Annotated in this window: 24 protein-coding genes; 7 read left to right on the forward strand and 17 right to left on the reverse strand. The window is 61.2% G+C overall.

Annotated features, from left to right (window positions below; genetic code table 11):
- Positions 1 to 31 precede the first annotated feature (31 nt).
- From DBR44_RS06550 to DBR44_RS06595, 10 genes are all read right to left on the reverse strand, one after another.
- Entirely contained in the window at positions 32 to 1483 is a 1452-nt protein-coding gene (locus DBR44_RS06550) for a DEAD/DEAH box helicase (RefSeq protein ID WP_124643173.1), read from the reverse strand.
- A gap of 121 nt (positions 1484 to 1604) precedes the next feature.
- Positions 1605 to 2525: a CobD/CbiB family protein gene (locus DBR44_RS06555; RefSeq protein ID WP_124643175.1), complete on the reverse strand. Its 921-nt coding sequence runs from the start codon at positions 2523 to 2525 to the stop codon at positions 1605 to 1607.
- Positions 2526 to 2636: 111 nt separating this feature from the next.
- Positions 2637 to 3101 carry a flagella synthesis protein FlgN gene (locus tag DBR44_RS06560; protein WP_158613568.1) on the reverse strand — a complete coding sequence of 155 codons (465 nt, stop codon included), beginning with the start codon at positions 3099 to 3101 and terminating at the stop codon, positions 2637 to 2639.
- 25 nt (positions 3102 to 3126) lie between these two features.
- Complete coding sequence (gene flgM / locus DBR44_RS06565; RefSeq protein WP_124643179.1) at positions 3127 to 3429, reverse strand: flagellar biosynthesis anti-sigma factor FlgM; 303 nt, start codon at positions 3427 to 3429, stop codon at positions 3127 to 3129.
- Between the two features lie 71 nt (positions 3430 to 3500).
- Positions 3501 to 4175: a flagellar basal body P-ring formation chaperone FlgA gene (gene flgA, locus DBR44_RS06570; protein WP_233578402.1), complete on the reverse strand. Its 675-nt coding sequence runs from the start codon at positions 4173 to 4175 to the stop codon at positions 3501 to 3503.
- Between the two features lie 140 nt (positions 4176 to 4315).
- On the reverse strand, positions 4316 to 5725 hold the full coding sequence (gene thrC / locus DBR44_RS06575) for a threonine synthase (RefSeq protein ID WP_124643315.1): 1410 nt from the start codon (positions 5723 to 5725) through the stop codon (positions 4316 to 4318).
- A gap of 2 nt (positions 5726 to 5727) precedes the next feature.
- Positions 5728 to 6150, reverse strand: a complete 423-nt coding sequence (locus DBR44_RS06580; protein WP_124643181.1) for a hypothetical protein — start codon at positions 6148 to 6150, stop codon at positions 5728 to 5730.
- A 26-nt stretch (positions 6151 to 6176) separates the two neighbouring features.
- Positions 6177 to 6524, reverse strand: coding sequence for a hypothetical protein (locus DBR44_RS06585; protein ID WP_124643183.1), 348 nt, complete (start codon positions 6522 to 6524; stop codon positions 6177 to 6179).
- A gap of 191 nt (positions 6525 to 6715) precedes the next feature.
- Positions 6716 to 8026 (reverse strand): homoserine dehydrogenase, encoded by a 1311-nt coding sequence (locus DBR44_RS06590; RefSeq protein WP_124643185.1) that lies wholly within the window; start codon positions 8024 to 8026, stop codon positions 6716 to 6718.
- A gap of 137 nt (positions 8027 to 8163) precedes the next feature.
- Positions 8164 to 9393, reverse strand: coding sequence for a pyridoxal phosphate-dependent aminotransferase (locus DBR44_RS06595; RefSeq protein WP_124643317.1), 1230 nt, complete (start codon positions 9391 to 9393; stop codon positions 8164 to 8166).
- 247 nt (positions 9394 to 9640) lie between these two features.
- On the opposite strand from DBR44_RS06595, the gene DBR44_RS06600 reads away from it, so the two are divergent.
- Positions 9641 to 10009: an Mth938-like domain-containing protein gene (locus DBR44_RS06600; protein WP_124643187.1), complete on the forward strand. Its 369-nt coding sequence runs from the start codon at positions 9641 to 9643 to the stop codon at positions 10007 to 10009.
- A 75-nt stretch (positions 10010 to 10084) separates the two neighbouring features.
- Here the strand turns inward: DBR44_RS06600 and DBR44_RS06605 are convergent, their stop codons facing one another.
- The gene (locus DBR44_RS06605; RefSeq protein ID WP_124643189.1) at positions 10085 to 10444 is read right to left on the reverse strand and encodes a carboxymuconolactone decarboxylase family protein; all 360 of its coding nucleotides are present in this window, start codon (positions 10442 to 10444) and stop codon (positions 10085 to 10087) included.
- 133 nt (positions 10445 to 10577) lie between these two features.
- On the opposite strand from DBR44_RS06605, the gene DBR44_RS06610 reads away from it, so the two are divergent.
- From DBR44_RS06610 to DBR44_RS06630, 5 genes are all read left to right on the forward strand, one after another.
- On the forward strand, positions 10578 to 11987 hold the full coding sequence (locus tag DBR44_RS06610; RefSeq protein ID WP_281279264.1) for a sigma-54-dependent Fis family transcriptional regulator: 1410 nt from the start codon (positions 10578 to 10580) through the stop codon (positions 11985 to 11987).
- 309 nt (positions 11988 to 12296) lie between these two features.
- The gene (locus DBR44_RS06615) at positions 12297 to 13688 is read left to right on the forward strand and encodes a GntP family permease (protein ID WP_124643194.1); all 1392 of its coding nucleotides are present in this window, start codon (positions 12297 to 12299) and stop codon (positions 13686 to 13688) included.
- A gap of 54 nt (positions 13689 to 13742) precedes the next feature.
- Positions 13743 to 14519 carry a 3-hydroxybutyrate dehydrogenase gene (locus tag DBR44_RS06620; RefSeq protein ID WP_124643196.1) on the forward strand — a complete coding sequence of 259 codons (777 nt, stop codon included), beginning with the start codon at positions 13743 to 13745 and terminating at the stop codon, positions 14517 to 14519.
- 18 nt (positions 14520 to 14537) lie between these two features.
- Complete coding sequence (locus tag DBR44_RS06625; RefSeq protein WP_124643198.1) at positions 14538 to 15251, forward strand: CoA transferase subunit A; 714 nt, start codon at positions 14538 to 14540, stop codon at positions 15249 to 15251.
- A 2-nt stretch (positions 15252 to 15253) separates the two neighbouring features.
- Complete coding sequence (locus DBR44_RS06630) at positions 15254 to 15934, forward strand: 3-oxoacid CoA-transferase subunit B (protein ID WP_124643200.1); 681 nt, start codon at positions 15254 to 15256, stop codon at positions 15932 to 15934.
- Positions 15935 to 16009: 75 nt separating this feature from the next.
- Here DBR44_RS06630 and ubiB read toward each other — a convergent pair whose 3' ends face one another.
- From ubiB to queA, 6 genes are read right to left on the reverse strand one after another with little or no spacing between them, the layout of a single operon-like run.
- Complete coding sequence (gene ubiB / locus DBR44_RS06635) at positions 16010 to 17536, reverse strand: ubiquinone biosynthesis regulatory protein kinase UbiB (RefSeq protein WP_124643202.1); 1527 nt, start codon at positions 17534 to 17536, stop codon at positions 16010 to 16012.
- Positions 17537 to 17553: 17 nt separating this feature from the next.
- Entirely contained in the window at positions 17554 to 18132 is a 579-nt protein-coding gene (locus DBR44_RS06640) for an SCP2 domain-containing protein (RefSeq protein ID WP_124643204.1), read from the reverse strand.
- Positions 18133 to 18163: 31 nt separating this feature from the next.
- Positions 18164 to 18793, reverse strand: coding sequence for a LysE family translocator (locus tag DBR44_RS06645; protein WP_124643206.1), 630 nt, complete (start codon positions 18791 to 18793; stop codon positions 18164 to 18166).
- A 46-nt stretch (positions 18794 to 18839) separates the two neighbouring features.
- Positions 18840 to 19574, reverse strand: coding sequence for a bifunctional demethylmenaquinone methyltransferase/2-methoxy-6-polyprenyl-1,4-benzoquinol methylase UbiE (ubiE, locus tag DBR44_RS06650; RefSeq protein ID WP_124643208.1), 735 nt, complete (start codon positions 19572 to 19574; stop codon positions 18840 to 18842).
- Between the two features lie 2 nt (positions 19575 to 19576).
- A complete protein-coding gene (locus DBR44_RS06655; protein WP_124643210.1) occupies positions 19577 to 19948 on the reverse strand; it encodes a gamma-butyrobetaine hydroxylase-like domain-containing protein in 372 nt (123 codons plus the stop codon).
- 30 nt (positions 19949 to 19978) lie between these two features.
- Positions 19979 to 21010 (reverse strand): tRNA preQ1(34) S-adenosylmethionine ribosyltransferase-isomerase QueA, encoded by a 1032-nt coding sequence (gene queA, locus DBR44_RS06660; protein WP_124643212.1) that lies wholly within the window; start codon positions 21008 to 21010, stop codon positions 19979 to 19981.
- A 300-nt stretch (positions 21011 to 21310) separates the two neighbouring features.
- On the opposite strand from queA, the gene aroQ reads away from it, so the two are divergent.
- Positions 21311 to 21760 carry a type II 3-dehydroquinate dehydratase gene (aroQ, locus tag DBR44_RS06665; protein ID WP_059287045.1) on the forward strand — a complete coding sequence of 150 codons (450 nt, stop codon included), beginning with the start codon at positions 21311 to 21313 and terminating at the stop codon, positions 21758 to 21760.
- The last annotated feature ends 16 nt before the right edge of the window (positions 21761 to 21776 follow it).

Consider the following 21776-nt stretch of genomic DNA (forward strand, 5'->3'; position numbering starts at 1 on the left):
CGGGCGGTTTCGGGCTGGCAGCGGCAAATACTCAGCGGTTGGCTTCCACCTTGTAACGCGGCGGCAGTAGCAGTGCCGGTACTTCGCGCTGCGCCTTGCGGCTACGGCGGCTACCGGCGGTCGGATTGATGGTTTTCAGGCCCTCGCCCGACTTGCCCACCATCAGGGCAGATGCCGGCAAGGACATCGGATCACGCTGCGATTCGCGCGGGGCAGAACGCACCGGACTCGTACGCCCTTCACGACCTCCTTCACGCCCCCCGTCTCGGCCATAGTCACGACCACCCTCACCACGGGAAGACTCGCGACGCGGTGCCGATTCTTCACGCGGGGCAGCTGCACCCGGCTGGAAGCCTTCCACCACCTGCGGCGTCAGTGTCTGGCGGGTCAGCTTTTCAATGGCCTCATGCTGGCGGGTTTCCGCCGGGCTCATCAGCGAAATGGCGATACCGCTGGCACCGGCACGGCCAGTACGACCGATACGGTGTACATAGTCCTCCGGCGAATTGGGCAGCTCGTAATTCACTACGAACGGCAGCTCGGTAATATCCAGGCCACGGGCCGCCACATCGGTGGCCACCAGTACGCGCAGGCTGCCTTCCTTGAAGGAAGACAGGATTTCCAGGCGCGAAGCCTGTGCCTTGTCGCCATGAATGGCTTCCGCCACCAGGCCATCGCGCTTGAGATCACGCGCCAGTTGGTCGGCACTGATCTTGGTCTTGCAGAACACAATGACCTGGCTCATGTCGCGGGTCTTGATCAGATGGCTCAGCAGATGGCGCTTGCGGCCGGCATCCACCGAATACACCAGCTGTTCCACCTGCTCGTTGGTGGCGTTCTGACGGGCCACTTCAACCGTCTGCGGATCTTTCATGAAGTCCGCAGCCAGGCGCTTGATTTCTGTGGCAAAGGTAGCCGAGAACAGCAGGGTCTGCCGTTCCTTGGGCAACATGCTCATGATCTTGCGGATGTCCTGGATGAAGCCCATGTCCAGCATGCGGTCGGCTTCGTCCAGCACCAGCACTTCCACCTTGTTCAGCTGGATGGTCTTTTGCTGGATATGGTCGAGCAGGCGGCCCGGTGTGGCGATGACGATTTCCATGCCACGGCGCAGCTCGGCGGTTTGCGGGTCCATATTCATGCCGCCAAACACCGTGGTGGCACGCAGCGGCAAATACTTGGTATAGGTCTTGACGTTGACGCCGATCTGGTCAGCCAGTTCGCGCGTGGGCGACAGCACCAGCGCGCGCACCGGATGCATGGCAGGCGATACGCTGGTATTGGCGAATTTCTTCATCCGCTCCAGGATGGGCAGCATGAAAGCGGCAGTCTTGCCGGTACCGGTTTGTGCAGCCGCCAACAGATCGCGACCAGACAAAACCAGCGGAATGGCCTTGGCCTGGATGGGGGTAGGCTCGGTATAGCCTTGTTCTTCAATGGCACGAAGAATCTCGGGCGACAGCCCGAGTTCGGAAAACAGCATGTGTGTGCTCCTGCAATTCGGTTGGGTGATGGCGGCGCAGTGGGCGACGCATCCCCTTGTTCATGAACATGGCCGTGCTGAAATGGCAACGCCGCCCATCACGGGCGGCGATTAGCAGGCATCAGGCCATGTGATTGGCAACGCTGAGCAACAGGACGACAAACAACCATAACAGGGCCGAGCGCCACACCAGTCCGACGGCACTTTTCAGGAAGCCGGGATCCGCCTCGTCGCCCAGGCCCAGTTCAGGCCGGAACTTGATGGTGTAATCCTGTCGGAGCGGATCGCCCAGTTTGACGCCCAGCGCGCCGGCCGCCGAGGCCAGCAGAATGCCGTTAGCGTAATTACCCCAGGTTTTTGCCTGCGAGCGCCAGCAGTAAACCGCGTCTTCAAAATCGCCCATTACGGCGAAGCTGGCTGCAGTCAGACGCACCGGCAACCAGTCAAGCCAGGCAGCAGCACTGCCGGCAAATCGGCCAAAGCGGTCTTCCTCAGCCTGACGACCACCCCATTTCTGGCCCAGCATGCTGCACAGACGGTACAGCAAGGCACCGGACGGCCCCGGCAACAGTACGAACCAGAACATGGTGCCGAACACGTGACGATAGCTGTCTACCACGCCCTGCTCGATGGCCAGCCGTGAAATCTCTCCCACCGACAATTCGGCTGCCGGCAAACCGGTCCAGCGCGACAATGCGGTACGCGCATCCAGATCACGCCCCTCGGCCAAGGCCAGGGATATCTCGGAAAAAGCGCTGGAAAAGTGACGGAAGCCCATGGTGAGGTAAAGCACCAGCACGTTCCACAGAATGGCAAGCAGCGGGTTGGCAGCATACAAGGCGTAGTACACCAGCAGGCTCAGCAACACCGGCGGCAGGATGGCCAGCATCCACGCAAACACGCCATGCCGGTTGGCACCGGCATTCAGGTTGCGTTCCAGGTGATTGGCATAACGGGTAAACACATGCCAGACGCGGTTACGGTTGCCCAGTGGGCGCAGCTGTTCAAGTGCCAGCGCAAATATCAGGGAAATCAGGGTCATCAGATTTTTGGATGGTGGTTTGCTCAGGCCTAGCGGCGAAGATACCACATAAGGGACAGATGCGCCCACCACATCGCAGCGACAGGCGGGAGAAACAGCGAGAAAACGGACTCAGGCCGAACCGAGAAAGCGCCGGCCACCTACCGGTTGCGGCTGCTGGCCGCCACGGTCATAGCTGAGCGTGGCAGCAGCGGCCTGGCGCAATACCGTCAGCGATTCTTCGACCTGCCCCAGTTGCTGCTCGATAAAGCTGCCATTGAGCTGATTGATGCCCTGGGCACGGTGAATCTGGTCTTCCAGTGCCAGCCAGGCCTGGCGCTCGGCCGGCTTGTCAGCCAGCCAGATATACACGGTATCGCTATCAGACAGGCCCAGCGTCTTCATCAACTGGCCGCGCTGCTGCGACTGTCTGGCGAGTTCGTCCAGCACCTGGCTCTTGCTGTCGGCCAAGGCTTCCAGCAGATGCACCTGGCCGGCGATCATCACCTGCTGCTCCTGCTGCAGCAGCTCAACCAGGCGCAGTACATGGGCAGTTTCAGCCTGGCACAGTTCGGCAAAGCCTTGTTGTTGATTCATGGCAGCGTCAACCATTTTGCCGGGCTTACTGGTTCAGCAATTCTTTGGTGGAAGCGATCAGGCTGTCGGCGATCTTGCCGGGGTCGACCGAAAAGCTGCCAGCAGCAATGGCGCTCTTGATGGCGTCCACTTTGGCGGCATCGAACGACGGCGCGGTGTCACCAGCCTGGGTTGCCAGTGCGCTGATACGGCTGGCCAGCGGATTGATTTCCACGCTATCGGTCGGGGCCGAGCCGGCAGCAGTCGCTTGCGTGCCGGCATCGCGCTTGGCCAGCTTGCTCTGGCTGGCATAGGCACCAACCGCACTGCCCGAGTTGTCGATTTTCATGGTGGGACCTTCCAAACTAACTAGGGGTTTGATCTATTATCGGCTGAAAAAGCAATCTCTTGAAACTTTATTCAGTATGTCAGACTGACCGTGCCATCGGGCTGTACCATTCCACGCACCATCCTGCCGCTGCTGAGGCGGACCGACACAGCTTCGCCGATGGCCGCATTGCCATTGGCCGTACCTTCGGACAAAACACTGAAACCGTCGCCGCCGGCCGATACCTTGACCGGCTGCCCGGTGCGTACCGCATAGGGTGCATGCACCATGAAATTGCGTAGCCAGCTGCCCGCCGGCGCCCCGCTGCGCATGCTCTGGCCCACAGCCAGAGCCAGTTCGTTCAGCACATTGCGCGCCATCCCCGGGTTGGCAATTTCCACCAGCTTCACATCCCCCTCCTGCAGCACCTCTCCGGCGGCCACGGAACGGGTCAGGACCACGCCCAGCTGCTTTTCATTGACGGCGACCGGCAGCCGTATGCTCCAGCCACTGTCAGGGCAGACAATCACCAGGCTGGTATTGCCACTGGTCTGCGCGGTATTGGACCAATCCACCTTGGGGCTGGAACATGCAGGCAGCACCAGCCGGCGATCCAGCCGCCCCAGCTTGTAGCTGGCTTGGCGATGGCTGACTTCCTGCTGCATGAAGCGGTCGGCCAGTTTTTCCAGTGCCACCATATCCTGGTTGGCCGCAGCGCACACCATGCCGGACAGCAGCATGCTCAGAAACAGATAAGGGAATTTCATCCTGCCATTGTATCCAGTCCGGTTGCCCATGCGTATCGGCGTAAGCTGACTGCCATCAGAGTGGCAAAGCCGGCAACAGTTGCAAGCTGCAATGAAAAACAGGCTCCTGACGGAGCCTGTCTGGCTGACACGGGCAGACTTCAGCCGGCCAGGGTCTGTTCGACAAAGGCCTTGACCCGTGCGGCGTCGGCGTCGAACACCACCACTTTTTGCGGCAGGTCTTCCAGACCATCAAAACCAGCCGGACGCGGCGGATCGCGGTCCAGCGCTTCGCGGATGGTATCGGCAAACTTGGCCGGCAGCGCCGTTTCCAGGCAGACCACGGTTTCACCCGGCAGGCGCAGTTCGCGCGCCACCTTGATACCGTCGGCGGTATGGGTATCCACCACCACGCCATCGCTGGCATCCACGGCACGAATGGTGGCCAGGCGGTCGGCATGGCTGCTCTTGCCGGAAACAAAACCAAACTTTTGCGCAGCATCGCCCAGCTTGGCCGACAGATCAAAACCCTTGCCAGCGTCCACATCCGCCCACAATGCCTTCACGGCGGCACCATCACGGCCGACCAGATCGAACACGAAGCGTTCGAAGTTGGAGGCTTTGGAGATGTCCATGGACGGGCTGGAGGTGACATAAGTATTGGCCGTGCCACGCGGACGGTAAGCACCGGTGCGGAAGAATTCGTCCAGCACGTCGTTTTCATTGGTGGCCACGATCAGGCGCTGCACCGGCAGGCCCATCTGGCGGGCAATATGGCCGGCGCAGACATTGCCGAAGTTGCCTGACGGCACGCAGAAGCTGACCTGTTCGTCGTTGCTGCTGGTGGCGTTGAAATAGCCCTTGAAGTAATACACCACCTGCGCCACTACACGCGCCCAGTTGATGGAATTGACGGTGCCGATCTGGTATTTGGCCTTGAAGGCGTGGTCATTCTGCACCGCCTTCACGATGTCCTGACAGTCGTCGAACATGCCCTTGATGGCGATATTGTGGATGTTGGCATCCTGCAGGCTGAACATTTGTGCGCGCTGGAAGGCGCTCATCAGGCCATCCGGGCTCAACATGAAGACATTGATACCCTTTTTGCCGCGCATGGCGTATTCGGCAGCGCTGCCGGTGTCACCGGAAGTGGCACCCAGAATATTCAGCGATTGGCCCTTCTTGGCCAGCACATATTCAAAGAGGTTGCCCAGCAGCTGCATGGCCATGTCCTTGAAGGCCAGCGTCGGGCCATTGGACAGTTCCAGAATCACCAGGCCATCGGACAGGCGCTTCACCGGGGTGATGTCCTCGCTGCCAAAGACGGCCGCAGTATAGGTGCGGCTGACGATGTCCTTGAGGTCGGCCTCGGGGATGTCGGTGGCGAACAGGCGGATGATTTCGAAGGCCAGCTCGGCATAAGACAGGCCGCGCCAGGCATCCAGCTGGCTGCGGCTGATTTGCGGGTAGCTTTCCGGCAGCGCCAAGCCACCATCCGGTGCCAGGCCCATGAGCAGGATGTCGCTGAAACTTTGCGGCTGCATGCCGCCACGTGTGCTGAGGTACTTCATGATCAGTTGGTCAACCTGTCCAGACATTGAAAACTGGCCTTGACGATCTTTTTCTTGATCTCGGGTGAAAAGGCCTTGAAGGTATTGCTGCCACTCTCGGTCTTGCTGCCAGACATGCTGTTGGCCACGGCTTCGCTCAGGTCATCGATGGTCAGCGCCTGCATGGCCTTGTCGGCGGCACAACTACAGTAGCTGCTGCGGTTTTGCTGGGTAATGGCATGACCAAGCTGCTGTTCCAGCTGCTTGAGCTTTGCACTGTCATTGGCAAAGCTGGTCATGCAGCCCTTGCTGATCAGCTGGCTGAAATTCTGGACATAGGGTGCCATGCTGGGATCGTCCGCCAGACTGCCGCTGGTGGTATCAGCCCAGGCAGACAGTGGCAACAACAGCAACGACAGCAGCAAGCGTTTGGGGAAGGTAGCCATGATGTGTTCCATTGGGTAGCTGAGTCTCAGTCGGCGCTACTTGCATCCAGATGACGGCTACAGGCAGCAGAGGCTTCCACCAGCCGTTTCTTGCCGCGCGGATCGTCCTTGCGGATCTGTCCGGTCAGCACGCCCATCACCTCTTCCGAGGTGAAGGTGTTGGCCAGATGCTCGCTGGCGCACTGGCAATATTTCTGGACCTGGGCGTCGGAGTGCTCGGCCACCCCGTCAGATGCCGGGGTGCGCTTGATACAGCCGCGCATCAGGAAGCCCTGCAGCAGATTATGCTGGCCGGGCGTCAGCGGCGTGGCATACAACGCCGATGCAGTCAGGGCACAGGCCATGCCTACGCCGTTTATCCAGAGTCTTGCCATTGCCACCATCCAGTTGCCACCCCGTCGGCGATGACGGGGCGAATGCCTTAGAACCTGTTCACGCTCTGCGATACTCGGGTGATCCAGTGTTGAAAAGTCGTTCAAAATGCTCATGGACTCCCTGTCCATTCCGCTTTTTCACGCCCTTTCGCCTTGGCTGACCCTTCGTTCGCTAGAACGTGAACACGTTCTTAGTCGTTGAGTTCTTCCATGCGCAGGCGCACTACCTTGCCCGCTACGCTTTCCAGTGCCTCGATGGCGGCGATGGCGGCGTTGATGGCCCCTTCCTGCACCCGGTGGGTGAGGATGACCACTTCGGCATTGCCTTCGCTGGCCGAGCCCTTCTGGATCAGCGCTTCGATGGAGATGTCGTTTTCTGCCAGCAGGCCGGTGATATTGGCCAGCACACCGGCGCGGTCGGCAGCGCCGATACGCAGGTAGTAAGAGCTATATACCTCGTCGATCGGCAGGATACGCAGGTCTTTCAGTTGATCCGGCTGGAAGGCCAGATGCGGCACGCGATGCTCCGGGTCTGCGGTCAGCAGGCGGGTCACATCGACAATGTCCGCCACCACGGCCGAGGCGGTCGGCAGCGCGCCGGCACCCGCGCCGTAATGCAGGGTCTGGCCGACGGCATCGCCCTTGGCCAGCACGGCATTCATCACGCCGTTGACGTTGGCGATCAGCTGGCTTTCCGGAATCAGCGTCGGATGCACGCGCAGTTCCACGCCGGCATCGGTGCGGCGGGTAAAGCCCAGCAGCTTGACGCGGTAGCCCAGTTCTTCAGCGTACTTGATGTCCACGCCGTCCAGCTTGCTGATGCCTTCCAGGTAACAGCTATCGAACTGCATGGGGATGCCAAAGGCCAGCGCGGCCATGATGGTGAGCTTGTGGCCGGCATCGTGACCTTCGATATCGAAGGTGGGATCGGCTTCGGCATAACCCAGGCGTTGCGCCTCGGCCAGCACATCGGCAAAGCTGGCACCCTTCTCGCGCATTTCGGTCAGGATGAAGTTGGAAGTACCGTTGATGATGCCGGCGATCCATTCGATACGGTTGGCCGACAGGCCCTCACGCAGCGCCTTGATGATGGGGATGCCACCAGCCACGGCAGCCTCGAAGGCCACCATCACGCCCTGTTCCTGGGCACGGGCAAAGATTTCATTGCCATGCACCGCCAGCAGCTTCTTGTTGGCCGTCACCACATGCTTGCCATTGGCGATGGCCTTGAGCACCAGCTCCTTGGCCACGGTGTCGCCACCGATCAGCTCGACCACGATGTCGACTTCCGGATCGTTGACCACGGCAAAGGCATCGGCCACCAACTTGACATCATCGCCCACCAGCTGGCGTGCCAGCTCCAGATTGCGGCGCGAGGCAATGGTCAGACGGATTTCGCGGCCAGCGCGGCGGGCGATTTCCTCGGCATTGCGCTTGAGTACGGTGGCGACACCGCCACCGACAGTCCCCACGCCCATCAGGCCAATATTGATTGGTTTCATTACCATCTCCATGTCTGTCTCTAGTGTTTTGTCCCGGGCCGACGGCCTCTTGGCAAGGCGGCCATACCGGCTTGCCAAGAGGTCTTCACGCGGATGACATAGCCGGCGGGCTGTTGCGCCGCCGGCTGCATGGAGCATCAGGCCGTGCCGTGACGCTGGCGGTAACGCGCCAGGAAACGGGCGATGCGACCTATCGCTTCGATCAGGTCATCCGAGTTAGGAAGGAATACCACGCGGAAGTGATCCGGCGCAATCCAGTTAAACCCGCTGCCCTGCACCAGCAACACTTTTTCTTCCTGCAGCAGTTCCAGAATGAATTGCTGGTCGTCGCTGATCGGGTAAATCTTGGGGTCCAGCCGCGGGAACAGATACAAGGCCCCCTGCGGCTTGACGCAAGTCACCCCGGGAATGTCGGTGAGCAGCTTGTGCGCCAGATCGCGCTGGCGGGCCAGGCGGCCGCTGGGTGCCACCAGATCATCAATGCTCTGGTAACCGCCCAGTGCAGTCTGGATGGCAAACTGCGCCGGTACATTGGCACACAGCCGCATCGAGGCCAGCATGTTCAGGCCTTCGATATAGTCGCGCGCGTGTTTTTTCTCGCCACACAGAATCATCCAGCCGGCGCGATAGCCACAGGCGCGGTAGTTCTTGGACAGACCATTGAAGGTGACCACCAGCAGGTCTGGTGCCAGCGAGGCGATGGAGGTGTGTTTGACTTCGTCGTACAGCACCTTGTCGTAGATTTCGTCGGCGTAGATGATCAGCTGATGCTGGCGCGCCAGATCGACAATCTGCTGCAACAGTGCCGGCGGATACACGGCACCGGTGGGGTTGTTGGGGTTGATCACCACGATGGCGCGGGTATTGGGGGTGATCTTGGCGCGGATGTCGTCGATATCGGGGAACCAGCCCTGCTCTTCGTCGCAGACATAGTGCAGCGCCTTGCCACCGGCCAGGCTGACGGCAGCGGTCCACAGCGGATAGTCCGGTGCGGGCACCAGCACTTCGTCGCCATTATCCAGCAGCGCCTGCATGGCCATCACGATCAGCTCGGACACGCCATTGCCGATGATGATGTCGTCCATGCTGACATTGGGCAGCTGTTTTTCCTGCGCGTAATGCATGATGGATTTACGCGCGGCAAACAGGCCCTTGGAATCGGAATAACCGGAGGCGGACGGCAGGTTGACGATGACGTCTTCGATGATTTCATCCGGCGCAAAAAAACCGAATGGCGCAGGATTGCCGATATTCAGCTTGATGATGCGATGGCCTTCGTCTTCCATCTTCTTGGCATGCTCAAGCACCGGGCCACGGATGTCGTAGCAAACATTGGCGAGCTTCTGCGATTTGTGTACTGGCTGCATGGTGGCCTGTTTTTCCGTCACGGGCCGCGCCCCGGACACTGCGGCGGTCTTGCGGCGGCGCGGTTTGTTGTCTTTCATTAGAGTCCCTTGTCTGTCCCGGCCATTGGCGACACCGTCTGGCAACAGCAGGTCAGGGTATAATCCTATCCCAAACCGTGCTGCACTGCATTACGGAGTGCGCGCTTGCGCTGCCGTGCTGCAACACCCGACGCCAGCACCACCATTACCCTTGCAGGAAAGCGAGCCCATGAAAATGCATCAGGCCCTGGGACAGGGCAGAAACCTGTTTACCGGCTATGGCGAAGGCCATGTGCTGATCAATGCCGAACGTCACGATGGCAACCTGATCGTGACGCCGGACAGCGTACAGGCCTGGGGTGTGGATGACTTTTCCAGCCTGGCAGAGTCACATTTCAACATGCTGCTGGATTTGCAACCTGAGCTGGTGCTGTTCGGTTCCGGCGCCAGCCTGCGCTTTTTCCACCCGCGCCTGATGGCCGCGCTGGTCAACGCCGGCATCGGTGTGGACGTGATGGATACCCAGGCGGCCTGCCGCACCTTCAACATCCTGATGGCGGAAGACCGCCGCGTGGTGGCCGCCATTCTGGCGATTTGACACAACAAGGCCGCCATGACAAAGCCCCGCATCAGGCGGGGCTTGGCTATTGGGGCATGGGCTTGCGCTGCCAGGTCAGGCGGCCGCCGGTTTCTCGCCGCCAAACTCTTCAAAAGCCTGCAGCGCCTCGGCCGCGGTCATCAGCGACGGGCCGCCGCCCATGTACACCGCCACTTGCAGCATTTCCATGAATTCGGCGCGGCTGCAGCCCAGCTCCACCAGCGCCTTGCTGTGGAAGGCCAGACAGCCCTGACAACGGTTGGCGATGCCGATGGCCAGCGCGATCAGCTCCTTGGTCTTGTTGGACAGCGCGCCATCGGCATGGGCGGCGCGGCTCATCTGGCCGAAGCCTTTCATGGTTTCGGGTATTTCACGGCGGAATTCCGCCAGCTTGCTGCCCAGATCGCGGGCCAATGCGGTGTAGTCATGACTCATGGAATGCTCCTCGGCGTTTTTGCATGATTTATATTATATATTTTCATATAATATTGCAAGCATGCCAAGCTGCTTGGCGATGCGCCCAAGCTGCGTGGTAATCTGCCTCATCCACGTCGCCCAAGGACAGACCGTGCCCCACTCCGCTACCGAACTGGCAGATTATGATCACGTCCGGCAATGGGCGATGCAGTCGCTGTTCCAGCATATGGATGATATTTACCAGGGAACGGTGATCGTGGATGAGCAGGCCCGCATCATCTGGATCAATGCCCGCTATGCCGGGCGTTTTGGCTTTGCCGACCCGCAGAGCACGCTGGGCCAGCCGGTGGAAAGCGTCATTCCCAATAGCCAGATGCGCGAAGTGCTGCGCACCGGCGAACCCATGCTGCTGGACATCATGCCCACCGGCGGCGACCAGCTGGTGGTCACCCGCCTCCCCTTGAAAGATGCCACCGGGCGTACCGTTGGCGCGGTCGGCTTTGCCCTGTTCGACAAGATCCAGTCGCTGGCACCGCTGGTGGCCAAATTCACCCGTTTGGCCGAGGAGCTGGCCGCCACCCGTGAATCGCTGGCCCAGGCACGCCGCGCCAAATACAGCTTCGAACATTTTGTCGGCGACAGCCCGCTGATCAGCGAGGTCAAGCGCCAGGCGCGGCTGGCAGCACCGCTGGAAGGTGCAGTGCTGCTGCTGGGTGAAACCGGCACCGGCAAGGAAGTGCTGGCCCATGCCATTCACGCCGCCTCGCCACGGGCAGGCAAGCCGCTGGTCAGCCTGAACATGGCGGCCATTCCCGATACCCTGCTGGAAGCCGAGCTGTTCGGTGCCAGCGCCGGTGCCTATACCGGGGCAGACAAGAAAGGCCGCAGCGGCAAGCTGCAACTGGCTGATGGCGGCACGCTGTTTCTGGATGAAATCGGCGACATGCCGGCCGCACTGCAAGCCAAGCTGCTGCGGGTATTGCAGGACAAGGAATTCGAACAGCTGGGCTCCAACCGCGTGCTGCGGGCGGATATCCGCATCATTGCCGCCACCTCGGCCCGGCTGGAAGAAAAGGTGGCAGCCGGCAGCTTCCGCGCCGACCTCTACTACCGGCTGAATGTGCTGACCATCCAGCTGCCGCCGCTGCGTGCCCATCTGCAGGATTTGCCTGCGCTGTGCGAATCGCTGCTGCTGCAACTGGCGCAGCGCGGCCACATGGGGCGCTGCCAGTTGACGCTGGCAGCCATGCAGCGGCTGGCTGCCTATCACTGGCCGGGCAATGTGCGTGAGCTGCGCAATATTCTGGAGCGGGCCAGCATGCTCAGCCAGGGCGGCATGCTGGACGAAGCCGACATCAACAGCCTGCTGGGCCCCATGCCTGCCGCGCAGCAGGATGGTGGCGATTACCAGCAGCAGATGGCGCGCTTCGAGGCGCAACTGCTACGCCAAGCGCTGGCCGCCGCCGCCGGCCATGTGCCAACCGCCGCCCGCCAGCTGGGCATGGGCCGCGCCACCCTATACAAGAAGCTGGCCGCGCTGGGCATCCGCACCCTGCCCTAGCCGCCAGCACAAGCCCAGTCAGCGGCAGGACATCCGGCCTCGTCTCGAAACAGAGACAGCGTCTACCAAGCGAGACGGGCCGCGCTCCCCCCGCCACTAGCGGCCCTGCCACTGTCCTAAGCCGCCATAGCGTCTCCAAACAGAGACAGCAAGCCCTCACCGCCAGCACAATTCACAGCAAGCTATTGATTTAATTGAATATCCAATTCAGGCACGCTTCCTGCTGTTATCCCGTTCAGGGACAGGGCCATGCGCCAGGTCCACACAAGGGCCCCGCAGTGGGCCACACAACAATAGAGGAGATGCACCATGAGTTTTATCGTGGTTTTACTGGCACTGTTCTTCCTGATGCTGGCGGCCTATCGCGGCTACAGCGTCATTCTGATGGCACCACTGGCGGCATTGGGCGCCGTCCTGCTAACCGAACCCTCTGCCGTGGCACCTGCCTTCAGCGGGCTGTTCATGGACAAGATGGTGGGCTTCGTCAAACTGTACTTTCCGGTATTCCTGCTGGGTTCGGTGTTCGGCAAGCTGGTGGAGCTGTCCGGCTTTTCCAAGTCGATTGTTGCTGCCGTCATCCGCTTTATCGGCGAGAAACGCGCCATCGCCGTCATCGTAGCGGTATGCGCGCTGCTGACTTACGGCGGGGTTTCGCTATTCGTAGTGGTATTCGCCGTCTATCCCTTTGCCGCCGAGATGTTCCGCCAGAGCAATATTCCCAAGCGGCTGATTCCCGGCACGGTGGCACTGGGGGCCTTCTCCTTCACCATGGATTCGCTGCCGGGTACGCCGCAGATCCAGAACATCATCCCCACCACTTTTTTCAAGACCACGGCCTGGGCGGCCCCGGTACTGGGTGTGGTTGGCGCGCTGTTCATCACCCTCGTCGGGCTGGCTTATCTGGAATGGCGCCGTCGCAGCCTGATGGCCAAGGGCGAAGGCTATGGCACCGATTTGCACAACGAGCCGGAACACATCGACACCAGCAACCTGCCCTCGCCCTGGCTGGCCATGGCCCCCTTGCTGTTGATCGGCATCAGCAACTTTGCCTTCACCCGCTGGATTCCCGCCTGGTATGGGGTCAGCCATGAGCTGAAACTGGCCGGCATGAGTAAACCAGTCACCACGCAGATCTCCACCGTCACCGCCATCTGGTCGGTAGAAGCCGCCCTGCTGCTGGGCATTGCCTTCGTTGCCCTCAGCGCCTGGCCGGCCATCCGCGAGAAATTTGCCGAGGGCAGCAAGGGTGCCATCGCCGGAGCCATGCTGGCGGCGATGAACACCGCCTCGGAATACGGTTTTGGCGCGGTGATTGCCGCCCTGCCTGGCTTCATGGTGATTGCGCATGCCTTGCAGAACATTCCCAATCCGCTGGTCAATGCCGCCGTCACGGTCAGCACCCTGGCCGGGGTGACCGGTTCGGCTTCCGGCGGCATGAGCATCGCGCTGGCCGCCATGGGCGAACAGTTCATCAGCGCCTGCCAGGCGGCCGGCATTCCGCTGGAAGTGCTGCACCGCGTAGTGGCCATGGCCAGTGGCGGCATGGACACCCTGCCGCATAACGGCGCGGTGATCACCCTGCTGGCAGTCACCGGCCTCACCCACCGCGAGGCTTACCGCGACATCTTCGCGGTCACCCTGATCAAGACGCTGGCGGTGTTCTTCGTCATCAGCGTGTTCTACCTCACCGGCCTCGTTTAATTCTCTATAGCGTTCAGGCTCTGCCAGCCGGCGGGGCCTGACAGGATATCCATCATGACTTCACTGGCAGGAAAAACCGCGCTGGTCACCGGCTCCACCAGCGGCATCGGCCTGGGCATTGCCCAAGCACTGGCCGAAGCCGGGGCCAATATCGTGCTCAACGGCTTTGGCGATGTGGCAGCCGCCCTGGCACAGATACAGGCACTGGGCGTGCAGGCCTGGCATCATCCGGCAGATTTGTCCGACCCGGCCCAGATTGACGCGCTGTGCGATTTCGCCACTGCAGAGTGCGGCGGTGTGGACATTCTGGTCAACAACGCCGGCATCCAGCATGTGGCCCGGATAGAAGACTTTCCCCCGGCGCAATGGGACAAGGTGCTGGCCATCAATCTGAGTGCGGTGTTCCACACCACCCGTCTGCTGCTGCCGGCCATGCGCGAGCGCGGCTGGGGCCGCATCATCAATATCGCCTCCACCCACGGCCTGGTGGCCTCCAGCGGCAAATCCGCCTATGTGGCAGCCAAACACGGCGTGCTGGGCCTCACCAAAACCGTGGCGCTGGAAACCGCCCACAGCCCCGTCACCTGCAATGCCATTTGTCCGGGCTGGGTGCTCACCCCGCTGGTGGCACAGCAGATTGCCGACCGCGCCGCGCAGCAGGGCAGCAGCCCGCAACAGGCCCAGCAAGCGCTGCTGGCCGAGAAGCAACCCTCCGGCCAGTTTGTCACGCCGCAGCAGCTGGGTGCGCTGGCGGTGTTCCTGTGCAGCCCGGCGGCCGATGAAGTACGCGGTGCTGCCTGGGCCATGGACGGCGGCTGGACTGCCCAGTAAAGCAAGCAAGGAAAACCAATGAACAAGCTTTACCCGGATGCGGCCAGCGCCCTGGCCGACATCGTGGCCGATGGCCAGACCATTGCCGTGGGCGGCTTCGGCCTGTGCGGCATTCCCGAAGCGCTGATCGCCGCACTGCGCGACAGCGGCGTGTGCAATCTCACCGCCATTTCCAATAATGCCGGCGTGGACGGCTTTGGCCTGGGCCAGCTGCTCAACACCCGACAGATTCGCAAGATGATTGCTTCCTACGTGGGGGAGAACAAGGAATTCGAACGCCAGTACCTGAGTGGCGAGCTGGAGCTGGAATTCACCCCGCAAGGCACGCTGGCGGAAAAACTGCGTGCCGGCGGCAGCGGCATTCCGGCCTTCTTCACCCGCACCGGCTACGGCACGCTGGTGGCCGCAGGCAAGGAAGTGCGCGACTTCAACGGCCAGCCGCATATCCTGGAACAGGCCCTGTGCGCCGATGTGGCGCTGGTCAAGGCCTGGAAGGCCGACCGCGCCGGCAACCTGATCTATCGCCGCACCGCCCGCAATTTCAATCCCAATGTCGCCATGGCCGGGCGCATCACCGTGGCCGAAGTGGAAGAAATCGTGGAAAACGGCATGCTGGACCCGGATGCCATCCACCCCCCCGGTATCTTTGTGCAGCGACTGGTGCTGAACCCCCATCCCGAAAAACGCATCGAGCAGCGCACCGTGCGCAGCGCAGCTTTGGCGGAGGCTTGAACATGGCCTGGACCCGAGAACAAATGGCCGCCCGTGCGGCACAGGAATTGCAGGACGGCTTTTATGTGAACCTGGGCATTGGCCTGCCCACACTGGTGGCCAACCATGTGCCAGCCGGCATGGAAGTATGGCTGCAATCAGAAAACGGCCTGCTGGGCATCGGCCCGTTTCCGACGGCAGAGCAAGTGGACGCCGACCTGATCAACGCCGGCAAGCAGACCATCACCACCCTGCCCGGTTCGGCCATCTTCAGCTCGGCCGACTCCTTCGGCATGATCCGTGGCGGCAAGATCAATCTGGCCATTCTGGGCGCCATGCAGGTCAGCCAGAGCGGCGATCTGGCCAACTGGATGATTCCGGGCAAGATGGTCAAGGGCATGGGCGGGGCGATGGATCTGGTGGCCGGCGTGGGACGGGTGGTGGTGCTGATGGAGCACACCGCCAAGAAAAAGGACGGCAGCGAAGAAGCCAAGCTGCTGGAACGCTGCACCCTGCCCTTGACCGGTGTCGGCGTGGTCAGCCTGATCATTACCGATCTGGGCGTAATCCGGGTGGAGGTCGACGGCCTGCATCTGCAGGAGCTGGCACCGGGCGTCAGCCTGCATGACATCAGCTCGCGCACCGCCGCGCCGCTGCATGTGCCGGCAACGCTTCAGCCCAGGGAAAACGCCATCGCCGGCTAAAGTCCGGACAGGCCCATGGAAAAAGCACGCGTCTGTCTGACAGATGCGTGCTTTTCTGTTTCCCCATCCCACAGATTACAACAAGGACTTCGCCAACAAGGCCGTCAGCAGAATGGCAATCAGCGCCAGCAGGAAATTCTGCCGCTTCTGTTCGCGCATCAGCTGGATATACCCCTCCACCAGCAGGTCGCTCTTGGCGGCAGACAGCGCCTCATTCAGCTTGCGCGGCAGCGTAGGCAGGGTGGTGGCCCATTGCGGAGCCTCCTGCTTGAGGGTGCGCAGCATGCCGCGCCAGCCCATCTGCTCGTTCATCCACTTGGTAAGGAAGGGCTTGGCGGTCACCCACAAATCCAGGTTGGGGTCCAGCTGGCGTCCCAGTCCCTCGATATTGAGCAGGGTTTTTTGCAGCAGGACCAACTGCGGCTGGATTTCCACATTGAAACGGCGGCTGGTTTCAAACAGGCGCAGCAGCACCAGGCCGAAGGAAATCTCCGACAAGGGTTTTTCAAAGATGGGCTCGCACACCGTGCGTACTGCGGCTTCCAGCTCCTCGGCGCGGGTGGTTTTCGGCACCCAGCCGGATTCGATATGCGCGGTGGCCACGCGGTGGTAATCGCGATTGAAGAAGGCGAGGAAATTCACCGCCAGATAATGCTTGTCTTCATCAGTGAGGCTACCGACGATGCCGAAATCCAGCGCGATATAGCGGCCATCTTCCGCCACGAAGATATTGCCCGGGTGCATGTCGGCATGGAAAAAACCATGGCGGAACACCTGGGTAAAGAAGATTTCCACCCCGAAGCGCGACAGCTTGCTCAAGTCCACACCCTGCTCGCGCAGGCGCTCGATCTGCCCTACCGGCGTGCCGTGCATCCACTCCAGCGTCAGCACATTGCGGTTGGTGTAGTCGTAAAACACTTCCGGCACGATCAGCATGTCCGAGCCGGTGAAGTTGCGCCGCAGCTGCGAGGCATTGGCTGCCTCGTGCATCATGTCCAGTTCGTCGTGCAGATACTTGTCGAACTCGGCCACCACCTCGCGCGGCTTCAGCCGTTTGCCGTCGATAAAGAAACGCTCCACCCAGCGGGCCAGCGTGGACATCAAGGCCAGATCCTGCTCGATCACCGGCTGAATGCCGGGGCGCAATACCTTGACCGCCACCTCGCGGCCGCGGCTGCCATCCGGCTGCTTGAGCCAGGCCTTGTGCACCTGCGCCACCGAGGCACTGGCCACCGGGGTGATCTCAAAATCCACAAACAAATTCTCTACCGGCTGGCCAAAGCTCTGTTCGATCACCTGCCGCGCCAGCGCGCCGTCAAACGGGGCCACCCGGTCCTGCAACTGGGCCAGCGCATCGGCATAGTCGGGCGGCAGCAGATCGCGCCGGGTGGACAGTACCTGGCCGAACTTGACGAAAATCGGCCCCAGCCCTTCCAGTGCCAGCCTCACCCGTTCTGGCAAGGGGGCGCTGACATCACGCGGCAGCGGACACAGCTTCAGCAGCGTGTGGACAAAACCCAGGCGCGAATGACCTTCGAAAAAATCATCCAGACCATAACGGTAAAGCGTGGAAACAATCTTGAAAAAACGCGAAATCCGCATAATGACCGGGCTAGCCCTTATTCCTTTGGTTTCACCAGCACCGCTTCCAGCCGCGCCAGTCTTTTTTCGCTACGCGCCACATCATCGCGCAAGCTGTCCACCGCACGCAGATAGCTGCCCACGGCTTGCCGGCTGGCCAGCATGGGTGCTTCTTCGCGCAGGTGCTCTACCCAGTTTTCCAGCAAGCGCCAGGCAATTTCACCCTTGAAGCCCAGCGAGGCCCGTGCCACGCGCTGCAAACGGTTGGCCGCCACATCGCCCATGACCCGCGACAGATCTTCGCCGGCATCCCAGCGCAGACGCGCAATCAGACGGCCAATGGCCGCAGCCAGCTCGGCGTCGCCTTCCAGGCTGACATCGCTCAGCGCCGGGTCACGACCGCTCACCGCCGCCAGCGCAGCGGCATGCTGCAAGCGGATGACGGCCTCAGGCTCGCCCTCACAGGCAGCCAGCCAGCCATCATCGGTAATCACCCCACGCACGGTGAGCGGAGCCAGGGCGATGCCAACACGGCGGCCGGCATGGGCCGCCAGCTCGGCGCGCACGGCGGGCTGCTGGTTCAGCAGATGATTGAATACGGCAATCTGGATACGCATCAGCAATGCTCCACAAACAAGCAGCCCGGTTTCAGTGTTTCAGCCGGGCAAACAACAGATTGATACCCAGCAGGATAAACAGGCCGCCACACAGCTGGTCCAGCCGCTGCGCTACACCCTTGCGCCGCAGCCAGTCGCCCAGCCGGGCCGACAGCAAGGCCAATGCCGCACACCAGGCAAAGCCGGTGGCAACAAAGCTGAGGCCCAGAATCACAAAGGACACGGCGGTGGCACCCGGTTTGACAAACTGCGGCAGGAAGGCCAGAAAAAACAGCGCCACCTTGGGATTGAACAGATTGGTGAGGAAGGCCTCGCGCAGGATCTTGGCTGGCCGCGCGGCTTCCAACCGGGCAGCATCACCCGCCACGCTGCTGCCAGGACGACGCAGCATCTTCACGCCCAGCCACAGCAGATAGCCCGCCCCCAGCAGCTTGACCGCCAGAAAGGCCATGGCCGATGTCGCCAGCAGCGCCGACAAGCCAAAGGCGGCCAGCAGGGTGTGTCCCAGACTACCCAGGCCTATGCCCAGCGCCGACAGCAGGCCGACACGACTGCCCTGTGCCGTGCTGCGACCCAGGATGTAAAAAGTGTCCGGGCCGGGCGTCAGGTTAAGCAACAAGCCTGCCGCCATGAAGGCCCACAGATTGGTGATGCCGTCCATGGAATCTCCTTGTCATGCTTTCACCGGCAGACCCGGCACAGGGGCTTTAGAGTTTGTAGCCCTTGTGCAGCGCCACCACACCACCCGTCATATTGTGATAGTCCACCTTGCCGAAGCCGGCTTCCAGCATCATGGCCTTCAGGGTTTCCTGATCCGGATGCATGCGGATGGATTCGGCCAGATACTGGTAGCTGTCGGCATCGCCAGCCACCATCTTGCCCATCACCGGCAGCGCCTTGAAGGAATAGAAGTCATAGATGGGCGACAGCGGTTTCCATACCTTGGAAAACTCCAGCACCATCAGCTTGCCGCCCGGTTTGAGCACGCGGCACATTTCCTTCAGTGCGGCATCCTTGTGCGTCATGTTGCGCAGGCCAAAAGCTACCGACACCGCATCAAAGTAGTTGTCCGGGAACGGCAGTTTTTCTGCATCCGCCAGCGATACCGGCAGAATCAGGCCCTCGTCCAGCAGGCGGTCGCGGCCCACGGTCAGCATGGAGCTGTTGATGTCGGTGAGCCACACTTCGCCCTTCTTGCCCACGCGCTTGGACCAGCCACGTGCCAGGTCGCCAGTGCCACCGGCGATATCCAGCACCTTGTCGCCGGGCTTGACGCCGGAGGTGGTCAGGGTGAAATGCTTCCATACGCGATGCAGGCCACCGGACATCAGGTCGTTCATCACGTCGTACTTCTTGGCCACCGAATGGAAAACATCGGCTACCTTGCCGGCCTTTTCACTCTCGGCCACCGTCTTGAAGCCAAAATGCGTTTCTTGATCCATATTCACTCCCTGCTCGCGCCAGCGGCGGCGAGGCGATTCAGATAATCCTGCCAGTATGCCGCTTGCTGCGCACCCAGCTCGTAAAGGTAAGACCAGCTATAGAGGCCGCTGTCGTGGCCATCATCAAAGGTAATCTTCAGGGCGTAGTGGCCTACCGGCTCCAGCGCGGTGATCGCCACCTGGCGCTTGCCCACCTGCAGCACTTCCTGACCGGCACCGTGGCCACGCACTTCGGCAGAGGGCGAATACACCCGCAGGTATTCGGCCGGCAGCTGGAAGCGCTCACCATCATCAAAGCTGATTTCCAGCGTACGCGAAACGGCATGCAGGGTGATTTCCTGCACCTGGGCACTATTGGGACTGATTCCTGCCATGTCTGCCTCGTCGTTTTCAAAGATGGGCGCTTAGCCCTGCTCGTCCTTGCGTTCCAGCAGCATGGCATCGCCATAGCTGAAGAAACGGTATTGCTGCTCCACCGCATGGGCGTAGGCAGCACGCATTTCCGGGTAGCCGGCAAAAGCCGAGACCAGCATCAGCAAGGTGGACTTGGGCAGATGGAAATTGGTCAGCAAGCGATCCACCACGCGGAAGCGGTAACCCGGCGTGATGAAGATGTCGGTCTCGCCACGGCCAGCCACCAGCTCGCCACTGCGCGCGGCAGATTCCAGTGCGCGCATGCTGGTGGTGCCCACCGCCAGCACCTGGTTGCCCCGCGCACGCGCTGACTGGATCAGCTCAAAGGTGCGCTGCGGCACTTCGTAGATTTCGCTGTGCATCTTGTGCTCGGCGATGTTTTCCACCCGCACCGGCTGGAAGGTGCCTGCCCCCACATGCAGGGTGACATAGGCCAGTTCCACACCTTTGGCCTGCAAGGCCGCCAGCATCGCTTCGGTAAAGTGCAGGCCGGCAGTCGGTGCTGCCACCGCGCCCTGCTCGCGGGCGTAGACGGTCTGGTAGCGCTCGTCGTCGTCGCCTTCGGCGCTTCTCTCTATATAGGGAGGCAGCGGCAGCTTGCCGGAAGCCTCCAGGATATCGAACACATTGTCTTCGGCCAGAAAGCGCAGCTTGAACAGGGCATCGTCGCGCTCGACCATTTCCGCTTCCCAGCGTTCGGCAAAAATCAGCCGCGTGCCGGGCTTGGGTGACTTGGAAGAGCGGACATGGGCCAGTACGGTGTGGGCATCCAGCACGCGCTCTACCAGCGCCTCTATCTTGCCGCCACTGGCCTTTTCGCCAAACAGTCTGGCCTTGATGACGCGGGTATCGTTGAACACCATCACATCACCGGCCTTGAGCTGGCTGGCAAAATCGGCAAACTGCCCGTCGGTCAGGGAAGTGCCGGCAACATGCAGCAAACGGCTGGCACCGCGCACGGCGGGCGGATGCTGGGCAATCAGGTGTTCTGGCAGGTGGTAATCGAAATCAGACAGCAGCATGGCGTGAAGCTCGAATCAAAACCGGCAAATTATACCCGCGCCAGCCAGCCCCGGCACGGACTTGTTCGGCCAAGCGCCGAATTTGAGCTTGATCAAGAGTGCGGCGCAAGAAACTGTAAAAAATTTGCCACCGTTTAAAATGCGGTTCACTGTAGTGCATTCGCTCGAAATGGCGGGCTTTCCGGCCAAATCCGCAGCATCCGCCAACCATCAAACAACCGTTTGAAATACTCGAAAAGCTAGACATCGTGTCGCTAATTGCGGCAAACTCGCGCCCATGTTGAACTCAGGAGCAAAGCTTTGACCGGAAAAATCCTCGTGCTGCACGGCCCCAACCTCAATCTGCTCGGGACACGGGAACCACAGCACTATGGCCGGGATACGCTTGCCTCCATCAACCAGCGGCTGACCGAACAGGCCAGCGCCGCCGGTTTCGAGCTTGAGGCGCTGCAAAGCAACGCCGAACACCTCTTGATTGATCGCGTCCACGCCTGCATGACAGACGGAACGTCGTTCATCATCATCAATCCAGCGGCCTTTACCCACACCAGCGTTGCCCTGCGTGACGCCATTTCGGGGGTGAAGGTGCCATTCATAGAAGTACACCTGTCCAACGTCCACGCCCGTGAACCCTTCCGCCAGCATTCGTATTTTTCCGATCTGGCGGTCGGCGTGATCTGCGGCCTGGGCGCGCAGGGCTATGAGCTGGCACTTGCGCACGCCATCCGGCGTTTGTCCGCGCAAGCCTGAGCATAATAAAGTACAT

The organism is Aquitalea sp. FJL05, from assembly GCF_003852595.1.
GTDB classification, from domain to species: domain Bacteria; phylum Pseudomonadota; class Gammaproteobacteria; order Burkholderiales; family Chromobacteriaceae; genus Aquitalea; species Aquitalea aquatilis.